General features: G+C 66.6%; 21 protein-coding genes. 15 read left to right on the forward strand and 6 right to left on the reverse strand.

Annotated features, from left to right (window positions below):
• Positions 1–413: RluA family pseudouridine synthase (locus AX685_RS10310; protein ID WP_231738767.1), on the forward strand; the 413-nt coding region annotated here is incomplete at its 5' end.
• 72 nt (positions 414–485) lie between these two features.
• Positions 486–1,388: an RNA polymerase sigma factor RpoH gene (gene rpoH, locus AX685_RS10315; protein ID WP_066488244.1), complete on the forward strand. Its 903-nt coding sequence runs from the start codon at positions 486–488 to the stop codon at positions 1,386–1,388.
• Between the two features lie 53 nt (positions 1,389–1,441).
• Here rpoH and AX685_RS10320 read toward each other — a convergent pair whose 3' ends face one another.
• On the reverse strand, positions 1,442–1,801 hold the full coding sequence (locus tag AX685_RS10320; RefSeq protein ID WP_420542551.1) for an FtsB family cell division protein: 360 nt from the start codon (positions 1,799–1,801) through the stop codon (positions 1,442–1,444).
• Positions 1,801–3,084 (reverse strand): phosphopyruvate hydratase, encoded by a 1,284-nt coding sequence (gene eno, locus AX685_RS10325; RefSeq protein ID WP_066488245.1) that lies wholly within the window; start codon positions 3,082–3,084, stop codon positions 1,801–1,803. Before eno ends, AX685_RS10320 begins: the two co-directional genes overlap by 1 nt.
• A gap of 149 nt (positions 3,085–3,233) precedes the next feature.
• Here eno and AX685_RS10330 point away from each other — a divergent pair, with 149 nt between their 5' ends.
• From AX685_RS10330 to AX685_RS10350, 5 genes are all read left to right on the forward strand, one after another.
• Entirely contained in the window at positions 3,234–3,725 is a 492-nt protein-coding gene (locus AX685_RS10330; RefSeq protein WP_096613391.1) for a hypothetical protein, read from the forward strand.
• Positions 3,726–3,728: 3 nt separating this feature from the next.
• On the forward strand, positions 3,729–4,058 hold the full coding sequence (locus tag AX685_RS10335) for a phage holin family protein (protein ID WP_066488248.1): 330 nt from the start codon (positions 3,729–3,731) through the stop codon (positions 4,056–4,058).
• On the forward strand, positions 4,055–4,369 hold the full coding sequence (locus tag AX685_RS10340) for a DUF3618 domain-containing protein (protein ID WP_066488250.1): 315 nt from the start codon (positions 4,055–4,057) through the stop codon (positions 4,367–4,369). Before AX685_RS10335 ends, AX685_RS10340 begins: the two co-directional genes overlap by 4 nt.
• An 11-nt stretch (positions 4,370–4,380) precedes the next feature.
• Complete coding sequence (locus AX685_RS10345; protein ID WP_066488291.1) at positions 4,381–4,830, forward strand: hypothetical protein; 450 nt, start codon at positions 4,381–4,383, stop codon at positions 4,828–4,830.
• A 208-nt stretch (positions 4,831–5,038) separates the two neighbouring features.
• Complete coding sequence (locus AX685_RS10350) at positions 5,039–5,269, forward strand: DUF4170 domain-containing protein (RefSeq protein WP_066488252.1); 231 nt, start codon at positions 5,039–5,041, stop codon at positions 5,267–5,269.
• 40 nt (positions 5,270–5,309) lie between these two features.
• On the opposite strand, the gene AX685_RS10355 is transcribed toward AX685_RS10350, so the two are convergent.
• From AX685_RS10355 to carA, 4 genes are all read right to left on the reverse strand, one after another.
• Positions 5,310–6,101, reverse strand: coding sequence for an APH(3') family aminoglycoside O-phosphotransferase (locus tag AX685_RS10355; RefSeq protein ID WP_066488254.1), 792 nt, complete (start codon positions 6,099–6,101; stop codon positions 5,310–5,312).
• Positions 6,098–6,574, reverse strand: coding sequence for a transcription elongation factor GreA (greA, locus tag AX685_RS10360; protein WP_066488257.1), 477 nt, complete (start codon positions 6,572–6,574; stop codon positions 6,098–6,100). The genes AX685_RS10355 and greA overlap by 4 nt, the downstream gene beginning before the upstream one ends.
• Before the next feature lie 76 nt (positions 6,575–6,650).
• Entirely contained in the window at positions 6,651–9,983 is a 3,333-nt protein-coding gene (gene carB / locus AX685_RS10365) for a carbamoyl-phosphate synthase large subunit (protein ID WP_066488260.1), read from the reverse strand.
• Between the two features lie 224 nt (positions 9,984–10,207).
• Positions 10,208–11,386, reverse strand: coding sequence for a glutamine-hydrolyzing carbamoyl-phosphate synthase small subunit (gene carA, locus AX685_RS10375; protein ID WP_066488267.1), 1,179 nt, complete (start codon positions 11,384–11,386; stop codon positions 10,208–10,210).
• 107 nt (positions 11,387–11,493) lie between these two features.
• On the opposite strand from carA, the gene AX685_RS10380 reads away from it, so the two are divergent.
• The 8 genes from AX685_RS10380 to AX685_RS10415 all read left to right on the forward strand — a co-directional run bounded on the left by AX685_RS10380 (position 11,494) and on the right by AX685_RS10415 (position 20,917).
• Positions 11,494–11,946, forward strand: a complete 453-nt coding sequence (locus tag AX685_RS10380) for a GatB/YqeY domain-containing protein (protein ID WP_066488269.1) — start codon at positions 11,494–11,496, stop codon at positions 11,944–11,946.
• A 246-nt stretch (positions 11,947–12,192) separates the two neighbouring features.
• Positions 12,193–14,103, forward strand: a complete 1,911-nt coding sequence (gene dnaG / locus AX685_RS10385) for a DNA primase (protein ID WP_066488272.1) — start codon at positions 12,193–12,195, stop codon at positions 14,101–14,103.
• Complete coding sequence (gene rpoD, locus AX685_RS10390; RefSeq protein WP_066488274.1) at positions 14,103–16,130, forward strand: RNA polymerase sigma factor RpoD; 2,028 nt, start codon at positions 14,103–14,105, stop codon at positions 16,128–16,130. The genes dnaG and rpoD overlap by 1 nt, the downstream gene beginning before the upstream one ends.
• A 256-nt stretch (positions 16,131–16,386) precedes the next feature.
• Complete coding sequence (locus AX685_RS10395; protein WP_231738770.1) at positions 16,387–17,079, forward strand: DUF6975 family protein; 693 nt, start codon at positions 16,387–16,389, stop codon at positions 17,077–17,079.
• Positions 17,080–17,153: 74 nt separating this feature from the next.
• On the forward strand, positions 17,154–18,008 hold the full coding sequence (locus AX685_RS10400; RefSeq protein WP_066488276.1) for an AAA family ATPase: 855 nt from the start codon (positions 17,154–17,156) through the stop codon (positions 18,006–18,008).
• Between the two features lie 88 nt (positions 18,009–18,096).
• Positions 18,097–19,074: an AraC family transcriptional regulator gene (locus tag AX685_RS10405; protein ID WP_066488278.1), complete on the forward strand. Its 978-nt coding sequence runs from the start codon at positions 18,097–18,099 to the stop codon at positions 19,072–19,074.
• A gap of 38 nt (positions 19,075–19,112) precedes the next feature.
• Positions 19,113–19,676, forward strand: a complete 564-nt coding sequence (locus tag AX685_RS10410; protein ID WP_066488280.1) for a CHAP domain-containing protein — start codon at positions 19,113–19,115, stop codon at positions 19,674–19,676.
• 62 nt (positions 19,677–19,738) lie between these two features.
• Positions 19,739–20,917, forward strand: a complete 1,179-nt coding sequence (locus tag AX685_RS10415) for a vWA domain-containing protein (RefSeq protein WP_066488281.1) — start codon at positions 19,739–19,741, stop codon at positions 20,915–20,917.
• The last annotated feature ends 207 nt before the right edge of the window (positions 20,918–21,124 follow it).

Below are 21,124 nucleotides of genomic sequence, written 5' to 3' on the forward strand. Positions count from 1 at the left end.
CGATAGTGCGTGACCGCGCGCTTGCCGCCGGCACCGTCGATGCGCCGCTGGCCCGTTCGCCGCACAATCGCAAGAAGGTGGCGATCGTCGCCGGCGGCAAGCGCGCGGTCACGCACTATCGCACGCTGGAGCTGCTGCGCGAAGCGGCGCTGGTCGAATGCCGGCTGGAAACCGGGCGCACGCACCAGGTGCGCGTCCATATGGCGTCGATCGGCCATGCCTTGCTGGGCGACCCAGTCTATGGTAGAACAAAACAGGCTCACAAGCGCGTTCTGGAAACCCTGGATTTCCGACGCCAGGCATTGCACGCCGCCCGGCTCGGGTTCATCCACCCGATCACAAGCCACGCTTTGTCGTTCGAAAGCGTGATGCCGGCAGACATGCAGGAACTGTTCAGTCAGCTTGTCGTATAGGTTCGGACCACGCCGGATCGTGCCGCATCAGGGCGGCCCGGCGTTCTCCGCGAGGAAGGGAGACAAAGGATCATGGCAACCCGCAGCAACGTCCCGGCGACGATTCCTGCCCTTGGCGGGGAGCAAAGCCTCAATCGCTACCTTTCCGAGATCAAGAAATTCCCGATCCTGGCGCCAGAGCAGGAATATATGCTCGCCAAGCGGTTCCAGGAACATGGCGACACCGACGCCGCGGCGCAGCTGGTGACGTCGCACCTGCGGCTCGTCGCGAAGATCGCGATGGGCTATCGTGGCTACGGCCTGCCGGTGTCGGAGCTGATCTCCGAGGGCAATATCGGCCTGATGCAGGGCGTGAAGAAGTTCGAGCCGGATCGCGGCTTCCGCCTCGCCACCTATGCGATGTGGTGGATTCGCGCGTCGATCCAGGAATTCATCCTGCGCAGCTGGTCGCTGGTGAAGATGGGCACCACCGCGGCGCAGAAGAAGCTGTTCTTCAACCTTCGCCGGATGAAGGCGCGCCTTGACGCGTTCGAGGATGGCGACCTGCGCCCCGAGGATGTCGAAAAGATCGCCACCGACCTGGGGGTGACCGAGGCGGACGTGGTCAGCATGAATCGCCGCATGGCGATGGGCGGCGACACGTCGCTGAACGTCCCGATGCGCGAGGATGGCGAAGGCCAGTGGCAGGACTGGCTTGCCGATGATTCGCCGCTGCAGGACAGCGTCGTCGCCGACCAGCAGGAAGCCGACGTGCGCCACGACATGCTCGTGTCCGCGATGGAGGACTTGAACGACCGCGAGAAGCACATCCTGACCGAGCGGCGGCTGACCGACGATCCCAAGACGCTGGAGGAGCTGAGCCAGGTCTATGGCGTCAGCCGCGAGCGCGTTCGCCAGATCGAAGTGCGCGCGTTCGAGAAGCTGCAACGCGCGATGATGCGGCTGGCGGGTGAGAAGCGCCTTCTGACCGCCTGACCCGCACGATCAGGCATGAATGGGAAGGGCGACCACCGACGAGCCGCCCTTTCTCATTTCAGCGGCACGATCACCTCGTCCGGGTGCGCGACGTTCAGTTCCTTGCGCACCAGCTCGTCGACCATGTCCGGGTTGGCGTGGCGCGGATCGAGCAGCGTGACGCGGTTCTTCAGCATCGCGCGCCGCTGGTCCAGCGTCGCATATTGCTTCTCGCGCTGTGCCAGCTGGCGCTTGTAGTCGCCCAGCGCCAGCACGCCGTTCGGCCCCAGCACCGCATAGGCGCCGAAGAACACCAGCACCGCCATGAAGATCGCCGGAGCGATAGCGCGGCGCAACGTGGATTTCAGCGGATGAGGCTTGCGGGGCATGGCGCCGCGACTGTCGCGCGCCGCCACGCCCTTGGCAAGCGCCATCAGCCGCGCCGCCGCAGGATGTCGCGGCCGGCGTAATGCGCCACGTCGCCCAGCTCCTCCTCGATGCGGATCAGCTGGTTGTACTTGGCGAGCCGGTCCGACCGCGCGAGGCTGCCGGTCTTGATCTGGCCGCAGTTGGTGGCGACCGCCAGGTCGGCGATCGTCGAATCCTCGGTCTCGCCCGAGCGGTGCGACATCACCGCGGTATAACCCGCGCGCTCTGCGATGCGGATCGCCTCCAGCGTCTCGGTCAGCGTGCCGATCTGGTTGACCTTCACCAGCAGCGAATTGGCCAGCCCCTTCTCGATCCCCATCGTCAGCCGCCTGGGATTGGTCACGAACAGATCGTCGCCGACCAGCTGCACCTTGCCGCCGACCGCATCGGTCAGCGCCTTCCACCCCTCAAAATCGTCCTCGGCCATGCCGTCCTCGATCGACAGGATCGGGTAGCGCGCGACCAGATCGGCGAGGTAATCGGCCATCGCGCCCGGCTCCAGCGTCAGGTTCTCGCCGCAAATGACGTACTTGCCGTCCTTGAAGAACTCGGTCGCGGCGCAATCGAGCGCCAGCATCACGTCGTCGCCGGGGGTGTAGCCGGCCGCCTCGATGCTCTTCATGATGAAGTCCAGCGCATCGGTGGTGCTGGCCAGGTTCGGCGCGAAGCCACCCTCGTCGCCCACTGCGGTCGCCAGCCCCTTGTCGTGCAGGCCCTTCTTGAGCGTGTGGAAGATTTCGGAGCCGCAGCGCACCGCATCCGCCAGCGTCGGCGCGCCGACCGGCATGATCATGAATTCCTGGAAATCGATAGGGTTGTCGGCATGTTCGCCGCCGTTGATGATGTTCATCATCGGCACCGGCAGGACATGCGCCGCGACCCCGCCGACGTAACGGTACAGCGGCAACCCGCGCGCATCCGCCGCCGCCTTCGCCACCGCCAGGCTGGCGCCCAGGATCGCGTTCGCGCCCAGCCGGCTCTTGTTCTCGGTACCGTCCAGCGCGATCATCGCGCGGTCGATTTCGATCTGATCCTCGGCATCAAGCCCGATCAACGCCTCGGCGAGGTCAGAATTGACCGCGTCGACCGCGATCTCGACGCCCTTGCCACCCCACTTGCTCTTGTCGCCGTCGCGCTTCTCGACCGCTTCGTGGGCGCCGGTGGACGCGCCCGAGGGGACTGCCGCGCGACCGAAGCTGCCGTCTTCCAGCAGCACGTCGACCTCGACGGTGGGATTGCCGCGGCTGTCGATGATCTGGCGGCCGTGCAGGTCGATGATTGCGGTCACGAAACGATCCCCTTATCTGTTTGCCGGGAGCGGCAGCGCGTTCCGCCTCTAGCGGGCATGGTGCGCCGCCGCAACGCGATGGCGCACGACGCGGGAACCCGACATGCCATCGTCGGGTTTGTTCGTTTCGACCTGGGAAGGAATGGATCATGGCCGAGCAACACGATCACGACACGGCGCCTTCGACGAGCAATATCGAAAATGGGCCGGTGACCGCCCCCGTCGGCGATACCCCGGCGGCGGAGCCGACGGCGGGCGGCACCTTCGCCACCGCGCGGCAGACGCTGGCGGACAATGTCGCCAAGGGTCGCGAACAGGCCACCGACAAGGCGCGGCTGTATGCGGAGGATGGCAAGGCCCGCGCCACGAGCGCGCTGGGCCAGCTGTCGACCATGCTCAACGACGCCGCCGCACAGGTGGACGAGAAGATCGGCGAGCAATACGGCCAGTATGCGCGTCAGGCCGCCGATCGCGTCCAGGGACTGTCCAGCTCGATCGATGCCAAGACCGTCGACGATCTGGTCGCCGACGTCCGCGAACTGGTAAAGAAAAGTCCCGCGGTCGCGGTCGGCGTCGCTGCCGGGATCGGCTTCGTCGTAGCGCGCCTGCTGTCCTCCGGTCTCGACCACCGCGACGCCTGATCCATGGGGCTTCGCGAACCGCTGTTGGAGGATCACAGCATCCCGCACCTCTTCGCGCGCCTGACCAGCGACGCGCGCGAGGTTGCGCAGGCCGAAATCGCGCTGGCCAAGGCGAAGGTCGGCGACATGACGGCGCGCTACAAGGCGGCGGCGCTCTATTTCGCGGTTGCCGGGGTGCTCGCGGTGGCAGCGTTGATCGCGCTGCTGGTCGGGTTGATCGTATCGCTCGCGACGCTGATCGGACCGGGCTTTGCGACGCTCGTCGTGGTCGGCGTGACACTCGCCGTCGCGGCGGCACTGGGTTACGCCGGCGTGACGAGGCTGTCGCGATGAGCGACGTCGCGGCGGCACAGGCCCGCGCAGAGGCGGCACGGCAGCGTTTGACCAGCACGGTCGAAGCGCTGCAGACCCAGCTGGCGCCCGAACGCATCGCGCGCCGCGCGGTGAGCGAGGTCAGCGAAAGCGGCAGCCGTGCCGCGCAGGCGTCGGTCGCGGTCGCGCGCCGCAATCCGGTCGCCGTCGCGGGCGCCGCGGCGGTGTTGCTGGCGGCGCTCAACCGAAAGCGCATTGCCGCCCTGTTCGCGCGCCCCGCCAAGCGGAAACCGCTCCTCTCCATCAAGCGTTCGTCCGTTCACGGCCGATGAAGGAACCGATGATGACCGATCACCACGACACCCAGGCAGAGCACCACGGGCGCATTCGCGACGGCATCGACACCGCCGCCGACAAGGCGTCCAGCGCGTATGAAACCGCGCGTCACAAGGCGAGCGACGCGGCGCAGGCCACCGTCCAGACGCTGGAAACCAACCCGCTCGGCGTCGTCGTCGGCGGCATGGCGCTCGGCGCGCTGGTCGCGCTGGTCGTGCCGCGCGGACAGCGCGAAAAGGAATTGCTCGCCCCGGTCGGGCGCAAGGTAGCCGCCGCGGCGGTCGCCGGGCTTGCCGCCGCGAAGGAGGCCGGGCGCGCCGAGCTCGACCAGCTTGGCCTCAGCAAGGGCGCAGCCAAGGATCAGGCCAAGTCGCTGCTCCAAGGCGTCGTGAAGGCGGCCACATCGGCCGGTACTGCGGCGGCGCAGGCGAGCAAGGAGCAGGTCAAGGGCGCCTGAACGCACGCAACGGCGCGCGCGGGACTTCAAACCCGCGCCGCTTCGCGGTAGAGCGGCCGACACAAGCGACGTCGGGCAGCACGTCGCCTCGCTATACGGGAGAGGAGATCGCACCGGCGGCATACGCCCGGCGCGATCTCCTTTTCTCCGTCACGGGTCGATCGCTGCCAGCCGTGTTTGCGATCCTTCCCTCCCTCAGGAACCGCGCATGAGCAAATTGCATCTGGTGTTCGGCGGGCGCGTCAACGATCCGCGTACGCTCGATTTCAACGACCTGTCCTCGATCGAGGTGGTCGGCATCTTCCCGGACTATGCCAGCGCCGAAAAGGCGTGGCGCGCGGCGGCGCAGCGCACCGTCGACGATGCCGAGATGAAATATGTGGTGGTGCATCTGCACCGCCTGCTGGAACCCGATCTGCTCGCCAAGCCGGCGCAGTGAGGCGCACCGGCCCCTCCGCGAAGCGAACCGGAGGGGCCGGTCAGAACAGTTCGTCGAGACAGCGGTGGAAATCCATCCGCTGCCGATCGGGTGACGCCACGCCGATCGCATCGAGGAACGCGCGCTCCGCTGCGGGGTCGATCTCCTCCAGATTGGCGCACAGGATCGCGATATCCTGATACGGGTCCGCCACGCCCAGCAGGCCGACGTCGATACAGCCGGTGACGTGGCCGCGTTCGTCCATCAACAGGTTGCCGAGCGAGAAGTCGCCGTGCGTCACGACGCGCTGGTGCAGGTCGGGATCGTACAGCGCCTCGGTATGCGCCAGCATCCGCTCGGCATCCCAGCCGAGGTGATCGTCGGCGAAATCCTCGACGTCCACCTCCCCCGCCCCCACCCGTCGCCGCGCGGCCGCCAGCCGCAGCGCCGCGCCGGCCTCGAACGGGCAATCGTCCACTGGTAGTGCATGAAGCTGCGTCAGGAACCTGGCGAAGGCGGCGACGATCACGGGCAGCAGCGCGGGATCGTGATCCAGCCACGCATCCCCGGTCCGGCCCGCCACACCGGTGGTCAACAGCCAGGCGGCGCCATCCTCGTCCGCGGAGGCGACCGGCCGCGCCGCAGGGACGCGTCCCTGCAACCAGCGCAGTCGCACCGCCTCGTCCACGATCGCCGCCGCGACCGCACCGGTGCCATGTTTCAGGTACAGCGACGGCGCACCGGCGCGCGTCAGGCGGTGGATGACACCGCCGGATTCGCCCGCGTCGTCGCGATACCATTCATATCCGGCGAGCCGGGCGTCCCACGACGCCGGCAGGACATGGCGCGTCAGATGAACTCGATCTTCGACACGAGGTAGTAACGGTCGCCCGCCGGCACCGACACCTCCACCTCGTCGTCGACGCTGCGCCCGATCAGCGCGCGACCGAGCGGGGAATTGTAGCTGATCCGCCCGCTCTTGGCGTCCGCCTCGGTCTGGCCGACGATCTGGTAGCGGACCGGCTTGTCGTCCTCGTCCATCAGCGTGACGGTCGCGCCGAACACGATCTTGTCGCCCGACAGATCCCGCGGGTCGATGATCTGCGCGCGACTCAACTTGTCCTCGATATCGGCGATCGTCGCCTCTACCTGGCCCTGCCGCTCCTTGGCGGCGTGATATTCGGCGTTCTCCGAAAGGTCGCCATGCGCACGCGCTTCCTCGATCGCATCGACGATCTGCGGGCGTTCGATCTTGAGGCGCTTCAGGTCTGCGGTCAGCTTCTCATAGCCTTCCTGCAGCATCGGCATCTTCTCGACGGTCGCCATCGCTTATCCTTCAAAAACGCTTCCCCGAGCGGCCCCCTCCCTGAGGACCGCCCGCACCATCCAAACATGTGGGGGATCAGTCGTGCGGCCGTGAATAATAAGACTGCAGCGGCCGCACTTCAAGCTTGCGGGTCGTTGCGGTCCGAATCGCCTCGGCCGCTTGCACTGCCGCCGATGCGGTGGTGAAATAGGGAATCTTCCCGTTCACCGCGGAAGCACGGATCGGCTGAGAATCCTTCAGGCTCTGCCACCCTTCGGTGGTGTTGAAGATCAGCGCGATGCCGCCGTCCTTGATCCGGTCGACGATATGCGGACGTCCCTGGGCCACCTTGTTCACCCGCTCGATCGGCAGGCCGGCGCGCGACAGGTGATCGGCGGTGCCCCCGGTCGCCACGATGGTGAAGCCGGCCGCGACCAGCGCCTCCACCGCAGGGACGATCGCGGCCTTGTCGCCATCCTTGACGCTGACGAACACTGCGCCTTCGGTCGGCAGGACGGTGCCCGCGCCCAGCTGCGACTTGGCAAAGGCGGTGGTGAAATCGGTCGAGATCCCCATCACTTCGCCGGTGGACTTCATTTCCGGCGACAGCACCGGGTCGATCCCGGGGAAGCGGTTGAACGGGAACACCGCTTCCTTGACCGCATAATAATCGATGTTGCGATCGATCGGCGGCAGGTCGCGCAGCTTTTCGCCCGCCATCACGCGGCTGGCGATCTTCGCGATCGGCGCGCCGATCGCCTTGGCGACGAACGGCACCGTGCGGCTGGCGCGCGGGTTCACCTCGATAAGGTACACCTTGCCGTCCTTCACCGCGAACTGGATGTTCATCAGCCCGACGACGTTCAGGCCGCGCGCCAGCGCCTCGGCCTGCCGTTCGATCTCGGCGATGATCTCCGCGGGCAGCGAATAGGGCGGGATCGAACAGGCGCTGTCGCCCGAATGGACCCCCGCCTCCTCGATATGCTGGAGCACGCCCGCGACGACCATGTCGTCGCCGTCGCAGATCGCATCGACGTCCACCTCGATCGCGTCGCGAAGATACTGGTCGATCAGCACCGGGGCATCGCCCGATACCTGCACCGCGGTCTGGATATAGTCGTCCAGCTGCTGGTCGCTGTCGACGATCTCCATCGCGCGGCCGCCCAGCACGTAGCTGGGGCGCATCAGCACCGGGTAGCCGATACGGTTCGCGACCGCGAGCGCCTCGTCACGGCTGCGCGCGATGCCGTTGGCGGGCTGCAACAGGCGCAGCTTGTTTACCAGCGCGGCGAACCGCTCGCGGTCCTCGGCCAGGTCGATCGCGTCCGGGCTGGTGCCCAGGATCGGGATACCCGCCTTTTCCAGCGCGCGCGCCAGATTCAGCGGAGTCTGCCCGCCGAACTGGACGATCACACCGACCAGCTCGCCCGACTGCTGTTCGACGTGCAGGATCTCCAGCACGTCTTCGGCGGTCAGCGGCTCGAAATATAGGCGGTCGGACGTGTCATAGTCGGTGCTCACCGTTTCCGGGTTGCAGTTGACCATGATCGTCTCATAGCCCGCGTCCGCCAGCGCGAAGCAGGCGTGGCAGCAGCAGTAGTCGAACTCGATCCCCTGCCCGATCCGGTTTGGCCCGCCGCCCAGGATGACGATCTTGCGCCGGTCGGACGGCTGCGCCTCATTCTCCGGCTCGCCGAAGCTGGGCGCTTCGTAGGTCGAATACATGTACGGCGTCCTGGCGTCGAACTCCGCCGCGCAGGTGTCGATCCGCTTGAATACCGGGCGCACGCCCAGCTTGACGCGATGCTCGCGCACCTCTTCCTCGGTCACGCCGCCGGTCATCGCCTTGACCGCTTCGTGGATCAGCCCCGATCCGCGCGCGATCCCGCGTTCCATGCCGCGCAGGTTCGCCGATTGCAGCGCCAGCCACGCCAGCCTTTTGTCGGAAAAGCCCATCGCCTTCAGCCGGCGCATCCCGGCGGCGTCGATGGGCAGGCCCTGCTCCATCACCTCGGCCTCGGCCGCGACGATCTCCGCGAGACGCTCGACGAACCAGGGATCGAACTTGGCGATCGCGTTCACCTCGGCGACGGTGAAGCCTTCCCGAAGGGCTTGCGCCGCCACCAGCAGCCGGTCGGGCGTCGGCGACGCCAGCGCCGCCTCGATCTCCGCGCGCGGCGCGCCGACCAGCCGGTCGACCTGGTTGAAGCCGGACAGGCCGGTCTCCAGCCCGCGCAACGCCTTCTGCATCGATTCGTGGACGTTGCGGCCGATCGCCATCACCTCGCCGACCGACTTCATCGCGGTGCCCAGCGTCGCCTGCGCGCCCTTGAACTTCTCGAATGCGAAACGCGGGATCTTGGTCACGACGTAATCGATCGTCGGCTCGAAGCTGGCCGGGGTCGCGCCGGTGATGTCGTTCTCGATCTCGTCGAGCGTATAGCCGACCGCCAGCTTCGCCGCGACCTTGGCGATCGGAAAGCCGGTCGCCTTGGACGCCAGCGCCGACGAGCGGCTCACGCGCGGGTTCATCTCGATCACGATCAGCCGGCCGTCCTTCGGATTGACCGCGAACTGGACGTTCGAACCGCCTGTTTCCACGCCGATTTCGCGCAGCACCGCGATGCTGGCGTTGCGCATGATCTGATATTCCTTGTCGGTCAGCGTCAGCGCTGGCGCGACGGTGATGGAATCGCCGGTGTGGACGCCCATCGGATCGACATTCTCGATCGAACAGATGATGATGCAATTGTCCGCGCGGTCGCGGACCACCTCCATCTCATACTCCTTCCAGCCGAGCAGCGATTCCTCGATCAGCACCTCGGTGGTGGGCGAGGCGTCGAGGCCCTTGCGGACGATCTCGATGAACTCCTCGCGATTGTACGCGACGCCGCCGCCGGTGCCGCCCAGCGTGAAGCTGGGGCGGATGATCGCCGGCAGCCCGACCTTCTCCAGCCCGGCCAGCGCCTCCGCCTCGGTATGCGCGATCGACGAGCGGGCCGATTCCAGCCCGATCTTGTCCATCGCGTTGCGGAATTTCAGCCGGTCTTCGGCCTTGTCGATCGCATCGGCATCGGCACCGATCATCTGGACGCCGAACTTCTCCAGCGTGCCGTCATGGAACAGCGCCAGCGCGGTGTTGAGCGCGGTCTGCCCGCCCATCGTCGGCAGCACCGCATCGGGCCGCTCCGCCTCAATGATCTTGGCGACCACCTCGGGCGTGATCGGCTCGACATAGGTGGCGTCGGCCAGCTCGGGATCGGTCATGATCGTCGCCGGGTTCGAATTGACCAGGACGATGCGATAACCCTCTTCCTTGAGCGCCTTGATCGCCTGCGTGCCCGAATAATCGAACTCGCACGCCTGACCGATGACGATCGGCCCCGCGCCGATCACGAGGATGGAGGAGATGTCGGTGCGTTTTGGCATTTAGAGGCCCTTCAACGGCGGGTGCCCGCCGACTATTCCTATGATGGCCGACCATTCGGGTCGGAAAGCTGTGACAATCGTACCCGCTTGGGCTTCCGAGATTTCGCCTACCTCGATGGCGACTGCACCATCATCACGATCGTAAACTTGACTCGGTACGATCTTCGCATCTGCAAGCATCGCGAGGACATCGTCCACGTGCGCAGGCTTGATGCGAAATCGCATCATCCGTTTGCGCCTCGCAACGACCCGACGAACTTCTCGAACAGATAGAAACTATCCTGCGGCCCCGGGCTTGCCTCCGGATGATACTGCACCGAGAACGCCGGTCGGTCGGTCAGTTCCAGCCCCGCGTTCGAGCCGTCGAACAGCGACACATGCGTCTCGCGCGCATTAGCGGGCAGGCTTTCCCGCTCGACCGCGAAGCCGTGGTTCATGCTGGTGATCTCGACCGCGCCATCGCTCAGCCGCTTGACCGGATGGTTGGCGCCGCGGTGGCCCTGGAACATTTTGGTGGTCGTCGCTCCCACCGCGAGGCCCAGCAGCTGGTGACCCAGGCAGATGCCGAACAGCGGCTTGCCCGTCTCCAGCAGCTGCCGGATCACCGGCACGGCATATTCACCGGTCGCCGCCGGGTCGCCGGGGCCGTTCGACAGGAAGATGCCGTCCGGATTGAGCGTCATGATCTGGTCGAAAGTCGCCTCGGCCGGCACCACCGACACCTTCGCGCCGGCCTGAACGAGGTTGCGGAAGATGTTGTGCTTGCTGCCGTAATCGATCGCGACGACATGCGGCCGCGCGCCGCCCTCGTCCGCGCCATAGCCGAAGCCGAGCCGCCAGATGCCGCCCTCCCACGTGCCGTGCGTCTCGCGCGTCACCTGCCGGGCGAGGTCCATCCCCTCCAGACCCGGCCAGCCGCGCGCCATCGCCAGCAGCGCCGGCAGGTCGAACGTGCCATTGGGCGAATGCGCGACGACGCCATTGGGGGCGCCGCCGGTGCGGATGCGGCGCGTCAGCGCGCGCGTGTCGATCCCGGCCAGGCCGATGCGCATGTGGCGCTTCATCCAGCCGTCGAGGTTCTCCATCGCCCGGAAGTTCGACGGCGCGGTCGGATCCTCGCGCACGATCATCCCCAGCGCGTGGGGGTCGTTGGCCTCCACGTCGTCGGGGTTCGCGCCGACATTGCCGATATGCGGGAAGGTGAAGGTGATGATCTGCCCCGCGAACGACGGGTCGGTCATGATCTCCTGATAGCCGGTCATCGCGGTGTGGAAGCACACCTCGCCCACCGCCGCTCCTGCGGCGCCGAAGCCACGGCCCCACGCCACGTCGCCATTGGCCAGGACGAGGACGCCTGTGGCGCCCTCCGGTTGCGGGACGCGCGAAATGTCCGGCTCGGCCATGGTCGGCAAGCACTCCTCAGCTTGGTTTGCAGCAATGTCGCTAAGCCCCGCCCGCTAGACACCCGACCCCCTCGCGTCAACCGTCCAGCACCGCTATCGCGGTCGACATGATTCGAGACGACATCAAGCAAGCCCAGATCGCCGCCATGAAGGCGGGCGACAAGGAATCCCGCGCCGCGATCGGCCTGATCCAGGCCGCGATCAAGAATCGCGATATCGAGGCGCGCACCGGCGGCGCCCCCGCGGACGACGATGCGCTGGTGACCGAAGTCCTTCAGAAGATGGTCAAACAGCGCCGCGAATCGATCGCCATGTACGAACAGGGCAGCCGCGCCGAACTGGCCGCCGCGGAGGCCGCCGAGGTGGCGGTGATCGAGCGTTTCCTCCCCGCGCAAATGGGCGAGGAGGAGACCAAGGCGGCGATCGAGGCGATCAAGGCCGATCTGGGCGCATCTGGCATGAAGGACATGGGCCGCGTGATGGCCGAACTGAAGGCGCGGCACGCGACCACGCTCGACATGAGCAAGGCAAGCGCGCTGGTGAAGGCGGCTTTGGCCTGATTTGTAGAACAGGAAGGTTTGGTTCGCGCGGAGGCCCGGAGAGGTGGCTCCGCGCGCCAGCGCACCTCCCTTCACGACGGTGCGTCCGAGAGAGCTGCCAAGGCGGCTCGGATTGGCGCGGCAGGCGCGACATCTCTGCCCCTCCGCGCCTCTGCGCGAACCCCTTCCCCCTTTCCTTCGCGGCTTCGCGCAAACAGAATCATTGCAATTTTTACCCTCCCGTGACAGGGCGGGTTACAATCGCGCGTGAGCCTCACCCCCGCCTTCCTCGACGAATTGCGTGCGCGCACCTCGCTGTCCGCCCTGGTCGGAAAAACGGTGAAGCTGACCCGCGCGGGGCGCGAGATGAAGGGCTGCTGCCCCTTCCATAACGAGAAGACGCCCAGCTTCTACGTCAACGACGACAAGGGCTTCTACCATTGCTTCGGCTGTTCCGCGCATGGCGATGCCATCCGCTGGATGACCGATCATCAGGGGCTGCCGTTCATCGACGCGGTGAAGGAACTTGCCGCCGCCGCCGGCCTCGACATGCCCGAACAGGATGCGCGCGCCGCGCAGCGCGCCGAACGGGCCAAGTCGCTTCACGACGTCATGCAGGCCGCGGCGGATTTCTTCATCCAGCAGCTTGGCGGGATCGAGGGGGCGGCGGCGCGCGCGCTGCTGGAGCGGCGCGGCGTGTCGGCGGCGACGGCGCAAGCATTCGGCTTCGGCTATTCCCCCGATTCGCGCGGTCGCCTGCGCGCCGCGCTCAAGGATTTCGGCGACGCCATGCTGGTCGAGGCGGGGCTGCTGATCCAGGTCGAGGGCAAGGAGCCGTATGACCGGTTCCGCGGGCGACTGATGATCCCGATCCGCGATCCGCGCGGGCGCGTCATCGCGTTCGGTGGGCGGATCATCGGGGACGGCGAGCCGAAATATCTCAACTCCCCCGACACGCCGTTGTTCGACAAGGGGCGCACGCTCTACAATCTCGATCGCGCCGCGCCCGCCGCGCGCAAGGCCGACCGGCTGTTCGTGGTGGAAGGCTATATGGACGCGATCGCGCTGGCGCAGGGCGGCGTCGGCGAGGTGGTGGCCCCGCTGGGCACCGCACTGACCGAACACCAGTTGGAGCGGCTGTGGCGCGTCGTGGACGTGCCGGTCCTGTGCCTCGACGGCGACAGCGCCGGGCAGAAGGCGGCGATCCGCGCCGCGCACCGCGCGCTGCCGATGCTGGCACCGGGCCGCAGCCTCGCCTTTGTCACCCTGCCCGACGGTCAGGATCCCGACGACCTGATGCGCGCCAAGGGCAAACCCGCGTTCGAGGCACTGGTGCGCGAGGCGGAGCCGCTGGTCGACCGGCTATGGAAGCATGAACTGGCCGCCGAACCGCTCACCACCCCGGAACAGCGCGCGGGGCTGAAGCGGCGGCTGTCCGATCTTGCCGGGTCGATCGCCGATCCGGCGGTGAAGTCCGAATATCAGGCCGAATTCCGCCACCGCTTCGACGAACAGTTCGCCCGCACCCGCCAGCCCTTCCAGCAGCGCCAGCCCTTCTATCCGATCGGGCAGCGCCGGTCGGAGCAGAGAGGGCCGGGACAGAAGTGGACCCCGCCCCTGCCCCCCGTGACCGAGGACGCGCGCCGCCTGCGCGCCGCGGGCGGGATCGACCCGATCCTGTCGAAGGCGGTCGTCGCCGGGCTGCTGCGCCACCCCGCGGAGATCGCGCGCCATATGGAGGTGCTCGGCTCGCTCAAGCTGGCCGATGGCGCACTGGGGCGATTGTTCGAGGCGGTGGTGGACGTCGCGCTGGCCGACACGCGCGCCGCGCCGCTTGATAGCGGGCGGCTTGTCACCATATTGGCGCAATCCGGTTTCGACACCATCGCCCATGATCTGCTGCGTGCCGATGCGATGCCTTACTCGTTCACCCGCGCCGATGCGGATGCGACACAGGCGCGTGAGGATCTGGACGAGGCGATCGCGATCCTGGTGACGCGACCGGAAGTGGATGCGGCTCTGGCGGAGGCCACCTCAGCGATGATGGAACGCTTCACCGACGAGGCGTTCCAGCGGCAGGTGGCATTGGTGAACGAACAGCGGGCGCTGGACCAGCGTCTTGCAAATCTCGTGCAGGCAAACGAAGACGCCCGCGCGCTTGGACTTGAGGACGATTGATGGCGAAGATGAACGGTGGCGGGGCGGACGATGGCGCGGAAGTGGCCGATGCCCCGCTGATCGACCTCAACGATGCGAACGTCAAGAAGCTGATCGCCCGTGCCAAGAAGCGCGGCTACATCACCTATGACCAGCTGAACGAGGCTCTGCCCCAGGACCAGATGTCGTCCGACCAGCTGGAAGACATCATGTCCGCGCTCAACGAAATGGGCGTGAACATCGTCGAGAACGAGGAGCAGGGCGAGGACGGCGAGAGCGAGGAGCGCGCCGACGACGACGAGGTCGATACCACCGATTCGACCGACGACGGCAGTGCGCCGGTCGTCGAGAAGAAGAAGGAGACGATCGACCGCACCGACGATCCCGTCCGCATGTACCTGCGCGAGATGGGGGCGGTCGAGCTGCTGTCGCGCGAGGGCGAGATCGCCATCGCCAAGCGGATCGAGGCCGGGCGCGACACGATGATCCTGGGGCTGTGCGAAAGCCCGATCACCTTTAACGCGATCATCGACTGGTCGACCGCGCTGAACGAAGGCACGATGCAGCTGCGCGAGATCGTCGATCTCGACGCGATGCTGTCCAAGGGGCCGTCGGCCGAGCAGGTCGAGGGCGCCGAGGACGACAGCGGCGAGATCAGCGCGTCGGCGACCGGCCCGCAGTTCAAGGAGGAGGAAGAGCCGGAAGAGGCGTCCGCCGACGAGGACGACGAGCTGACCGAGCGTCGCACGCCGCGCCCGTCCGACGACGACGAGGAGGACAATACGCTCAGCCTCGCGCAGATGGAGGAGACGCTCAAGCCGCAGGCGCTGGAGAAGTTCGCCAATATCACCGCGATTTACCGCAAATTCTCGAAGATGCAGGAATCGCGGCTGGAATCCATGGCCGCGGGCGCCGAGCTGTCGGCGGTCGAGGAGCGCAAGTACCAGAAGCTCCGTGAGGACCTGACCGCCGAGGTAGAGAGCGTCCAGTTCCACCAGACCAAGATCGAATATCTGGTCGACCAGCTGTACAGCTACAATCGGCGCCTTACCGCGCTGGGCGGGCAGATGCTGCGCCTCGCCGAGCGGCACAAGGTCGCGCGCAAGGACTTCCTGGACCGCTACATGGGCCATGAGCTGGACGAGGGCTTCCTCGACGCGGTCAACGGCCTCGACAAGAAGTGGACCGCCTTCGCCACCAACGAAGCGGGCGCGGTCGACCGCATCCGCACCGAGATCAGCGAGATTTCGCAGCAGACCGGCATGGCGCTGGCCGAATTCCGCCGCATCGTGAACATGGTGCAGAAGGGCGAGCGCGAGGCGCGTATCGCCAAGAAGGAAATGGTCGAGGCGAACCTGCGCCTCGTCATCTCGATCGCCAAGAAATACACCAATCGCGGGTTGCAGTTCCTTGACCTGATCCAGGAAGGCAACATCGGCCTGATGAAGGCGGTCGACAAGTTCGAGTATCGCCGCGGCTACAAGTTTAGCACCTATGCGACCTGGTGGATCCGGCAGGCGATCACCCGCTCGATCGCCGATCAGGCGCGGACGATCCGCATCCCGGTCCATATGATCGAGACGATCAACAAGCTGGTGCGCACCAGCCGCCAGTTCCTGCACGAGCAGGGCCGCGAGCCGACCCCGGAGGAGATGGCCGAGCGCCTTTCCATGCCGCTGGAGAAGGTGCGCAAGGTGATGAAGATCGCCAAGGAGCCGATCAGCCTCGAAACGCCGATCGGCGACGAGGAGGATTCGCACCTGGGCGATTTCATCGAGGACAAGAACGCGGTCATCCCGGTCGATGCCGCGATCCAGGCGAACCTGAAGGAAACCGTCACCCGCGTCCTCGCCAGCCTCACCCCGCGTGAGGAGCGCGTGCTGCGCATGCGCTTCGGGATCGGCATGAACACCGACCATACGCTGGAGGAAGTCGGGCAGCAGTTCAGCGTGACGCGCGAACGCATCCGCCAGATCGAGGCGAAGGCACTGCGCAAGCTCAAGCACCCGTCGCGCAGCCGCAAGATGCGCAGTTTCCTCGACCAGTAACGCCGGGCGCTCCCTCGTGGGGCACCATTGGTAACGTCCCGCCCACGTCGCCCCAGCGAAAGCTGGGCCTTCCACATGCAGCGCGCCAACCTCCGCGCTGCAGCGGCAGAATCCTGCCGTTTCGGTGCCGGAACGATCACACAGCGGCAAAATTTCGCCGGGCGTAAACCCGCTCTTTACGTCGATCGCTTACCCAAGGGGGCAACGGGACGCGGTGGTCGTTCCGGTTGGTCGCACAAGATCGGGAGTCGCGGTGATGGCGGTGATGATGGACGGCCCGATGGCGGTCGGGTCGGCGGTTTCGTCGCGGCAAACGACCGGGCCGGCGGCGACGATCCGGGCGTTGCTCGCCGCAGACGGCAGCGCCGCGGCGCCTTACGCGGGGCTGCTCGCCTCGCCCGCTGCGATGCTGCGCGATCTGGCCGATGCGGTCTATGCGCTGTGCGTGGTCCATGGCTCGGCGCCCGGAGTGGTCGATCATGCGCTGGCCCGCGCAGGCGATCGTGAAGCGCTGGCGTGGCTGACCGGCGCGGCAGACGCGATGCGCGCGGAGCGTGCGTATCTGGCGCGCCTGACCGCCGCGGTCGGCCCCCTGCCCTCCACCCCCGGCCACGCCGCGGCGGAGGCGGCGATCATCGGCCAGCGTCAGGCGCTGGCGATGCTGGCGAGCTCGGATCGCGCCGGCTGCGGCACTGGGGCCGCGCTGGCGCTGGTGCTCGATTGGGAAACGGTTCGCACGGTACTGGACGGCTGCGCCGCGCGGCTGGGGATCGAGGGCGGGCGGGCGTTCGCGCCGGTCGTGCAGGCGGCCGACGCTTTCCTCGACGCCGTCGACGCGGCGCCCGGTGTCGAACGCGCGCTCGCGTTCGGCGCGCAACAGGTGCTGGCGCAGCATCGCGGCCTGTGGGCGTTGCTGGAATCGCGCGCCGCCGCGCGGGAGCCGAATTAAGCCGCGCGCTTGCGCCCGGCCCCAACCTGCCGCTACACCATACCCGATAATCGACACGATGGCGGGGCAAGGTAATGCAGCGGTTCGACGGCACTGAAGGCTATGTCGCCACCGACGATCTGAAAGTGGCGGTCAACGCCGCGGTCACGCTGCGCCGCCCGCTGCTGGTGAAGGGCGAGCCGGGCACCGGCAAGACCGTGCTGGCGCAGGAGATCGCCAAGGCGGTCGGCGCCGATCTGATCGAGTGGAACGTCAAGTCGACGACCAAGGCGCAGCAGGGCCTGTACGAATATGACGCGGTGGCACGGCTGCGCGACGGCCAGTTGGGCGACCCGCGCGTCCACGACATTTCCAACTACATCCGCAAGGGCAAATTGTGGGAGGCGTTCGAGCGTGACACCCCTGCCGTCCTGCTGATCGACGAGATCGACAAGGCCGATATCGAATTCCCCAACGATCTGCTTCAGGAGCTGGATCGCATGGAATTCCACGTCTACGAAACCAAGCAGACGATCCGCGCGAAGGAACGCCCGATCGTCGTCATCACGTCGAACAATGAAAAGGAGTTGCCGGACGCCTTCCTGCGCCGCTGCTTCTTCCACTATATCAAGTTCCCCGACCGCGACACGATGCAGGCGATCGTCGACGTCCACTTCCCCGGCATCCAGAAGATGCTGGTCAGCCGCGCGATGGACATCTTCTACGACGTGCGCGACGTGCCGGGGCTGAAGAAGAAGCCGTCGACCAGCGAGTTGCTCGACTGGCTGAAACTGCTGCTCCACGAGGACATGCCGCTCGACGTCCTGCAGAACCGCGATCCGACGAAGGCGATTCCGCCGCTGCACGGCGCGCTGCTGAAGAACGAACAGGATGTGATGTTGTTCGAACGGCTGGCGTTCATGGCCAAGCGTCAGGCGAACAAGGGCTGACGCTGCCGCCTACCCCGCCTTCACTATTGTTTCCCGCATCTTCACCGCGCTACATCCGATCATTGGGGTGGCGTAGGCGGTGTCGGGAATGATCGAAAGCGGGTCGCTGGTCCCAGGAGTTCGGGTGGAGCGGTTCGGCCTGCCCGATCACACCGCCGCCCGGTTCGAAATGCCCGCCCCCGCGCTGCGCGGTTTGGTCGGCAGCTATCACGTCTTCGATTCGAAAAAGGAATGGCGCGACGGGGTGAAGCCCTGGCTGCTGCCATCCTGGCCGGCGATCCGCTTCATCCTGGCGCCGGATGCGATCGCGCTGACGATCGGGTCGCGCCGTTACGATCCAATGCCGGTCGCCGCGCTGTACGGCAACGCCAGCCGCGCGATGCAGATGACGACGCATGGCGGCGTGACGATCGGCGTCGATCTGACCCCGCTCGGTTGGTCGCGGCTGTTCGATGCGCGCGCGAACGACTATCGCGACCGCGTGGTGCCACTCGACACGTTGCTCCCCGCCGGCTGGGTCGCCTGCGCGCTCGACCGGCTGCGCGCGTCGGACCGCTCGACGCAGGTGAAGGCGATCCTCGACGATCTGCTGCTCGCGATCGTACGTCCGCCAGGCCGCGACGACGATCAGATCGTCGCGCTCCAGCGGCTGATCGCCAGTGAAGAGACGCGCGACCTGACCAGCGCCGCCGCGTCGCTCGGCATGTCGCCGGCGGCGCTGCGGCGGCTGTCGACGCGCTATTTCGGGTTCCCGCCCAAGACGCTGCTGATCCGTACCCGCTTCGTCCGCTCGCTGGTGCGGATGATGCTGGCGGGCGGCGGCGCGAACTATGCCGCGATGGCGCCGACCTATTTCGATGCCTCGCACTTCCTGCGCGATGCCGATCGCTTCCTGGGGATGACCCCGCGACGGTTCCTGCAACAGGATCATCGCTATCTCATCGCCTGCCTCAACGGCCTGACCGAGGTGCGCCGCGCCGCCGCGGAACAGCGTGACGCCGCGATCGCTCGACCACGGCTCGTCGCAGCGCAAAGCCGCTCCGTCGAAAAGCTGGTGCGCCCTTAACCCCTTGGGATCGCACCACGACGTAGCGTGGCCGCGTCGTGATTCTCGTCCGATTCTCGCTTGCGTTGGCCGCCTCGCTCCTCGCCCTGCCCGGTACGGCGGCGGCGGGTCCGTCGCTGCTCGACTATGTCGGCCAATGCGTGCCGTTTGCGCGGTCGGCGTCGGGAATCCAGATCTACGGCGATGCCTGGACATGGTGGGATCAGGCGGACGGCCGCTATCGCCGCGGGCACCGGCCGCGCGTCGGCGCGGTGATCGTCTTCAAGCAGAGCGGACAGTTGCGGCTCGGCCATGTCGCGGTGGTCAGCCGCGTCGTCGAACGCCGCGTCGTCATGCTCACCCACGCCAACTGGTCGCGCCGCGACGGCCGCCGCGGCCATGCGGAACGCGACGTGACACTCTACGACGTGTCACCGGCCAACGACTGGAGTCAGGTGAAGGTCTGGTATCGCGATTCGAATGGCCTCGGCAGCAGCATCTACCCCGTCGCCGGCTTCATCTATGGCGATGCGCCGCCGTCCGCCGAACTCAGCGGCGAGCATCCCGACGATGTCGGCGCGCTGATCGACGCCTATGTCCCCGGGGCGATCGCATCGCGCTGACCGCCGAACCGCGTCTTCGATAGCAACTCGACACGGGCTCACGCCGCGGGCATCATGCGCGCATGTTCCTGGCCTTTCTCGACGAGCTGCGCTCCGCCGGCATCCCCGCGAGCCTCAAGGAGCATCTGATCCTGCTGGAGGCGTTGCAGGCGGACGTCATCGATCGCTCGCCCGAGCAATTCTATTACCTCAGCCGCTCGGTCTACGTGAAGGACGAAGGGTTGCTGGACCGCTTCGACCAGGTCTTCGCCAAGGTGTTCAAAGGGCTGGAGACCAGCTTCGCGCAGGAAGGCGCCGAGGTTCCCGAGGACTGGCTGAAGGCGATCGCCGAAAAATATCTGACGCCCGAGGAAATGGCCGCGATCAAGTCGCTGGGGTCCTGGGACGAGATCATGGAGACGCTCAAGAAGCGTCTTGAGGAACAGCAAAAGCGCCATCAGGGCGGCAACAAATGGGTCGGCACCGGCGGCACCAGTCCCTATGGCAATTCGGGCTACAATCCCGAAGGCGTGCGGATCGGCGGGGAATCGCGGCATAAGCGCGCGATCAAGGTGTGGGATCAGCGCGAGTTCAAGAACCTCGACAGCACGCGCGAGCTGGGCACGCGCAACATCAAGGTCGCGCTGCGCCGGCTGCGCAAGTTCGCGCGTGAGGGCGCAGCGGACGAACTGGACGTCGACGCCACCATCGACGGCACCGCGCGGCAGGGCTGGCTGGACGTCCACATGCGCCCGGAACGCCGCAATGCGGTGAAGCTGCTGTTGTTCCTCGACATCGGCGGATCGATGGATCCGTTCATCAAGCTGTGCGAGGAACTGTTCTCCGCCGCGACCAGCGAATTCAAGAACCTCGAATTCTTCTACTTCCACAATTGTCCGTATGAGGGCGTGTGGAAGGACAACAAGCGCCGGTTCCAGGAACGCACCCCGACCTGGGACGTGCTTCACAAATACGGCCACGACTACAAGCTGGTGTTCGTCGGCGATGCGGCGATGAGCCCCTATGAGATCACCCACCCCGGCGGCTCGGTCGAACATTTCAACGAGGAAGCCGGCGCAGTGTGGATGCAGCGGCTGACCAACACCTATCCCGCCGCGGTGTGGCTGAACCCCGTAGCGGAATCGCAATGGGGCTATTCGCAATCGGCGAAGATCATCCGCGAACTGATGACCGACCGCATGTACCCGCTGACGCTTGCTGGGCTGGACGCGGGGATGCGCGAGCTGACCCGCAAGCGCTAGGGGCACCCCGTCCGGGATACCGGACCTGTTCCGGCACCCACCACGCACACGCACGGCCGCAATCTCGCGGTACCGCGGCCCGGACGCACGGGATACGGCGTCGTTCGAAAAGACGGGCCGGATCAGCCGACACTGCAAGGCATCCGCTTTTCCCGCTGACGTGATGTCGTGGACGACCTCCGCACCAGCGTAGCTGTGCGATGATGT

Origin of the sequence: Sphingomonas sp. CCH9-F2, assembly GCF_001556735.1 — a bacterium.
Lineage (GTDB): Bacteria > Pseudomonadota > Alphaproteobacteria > Sphingomonadales > Sphingomonadaceae > Sphingomonas > Sphingomonas ginsenosidimutans.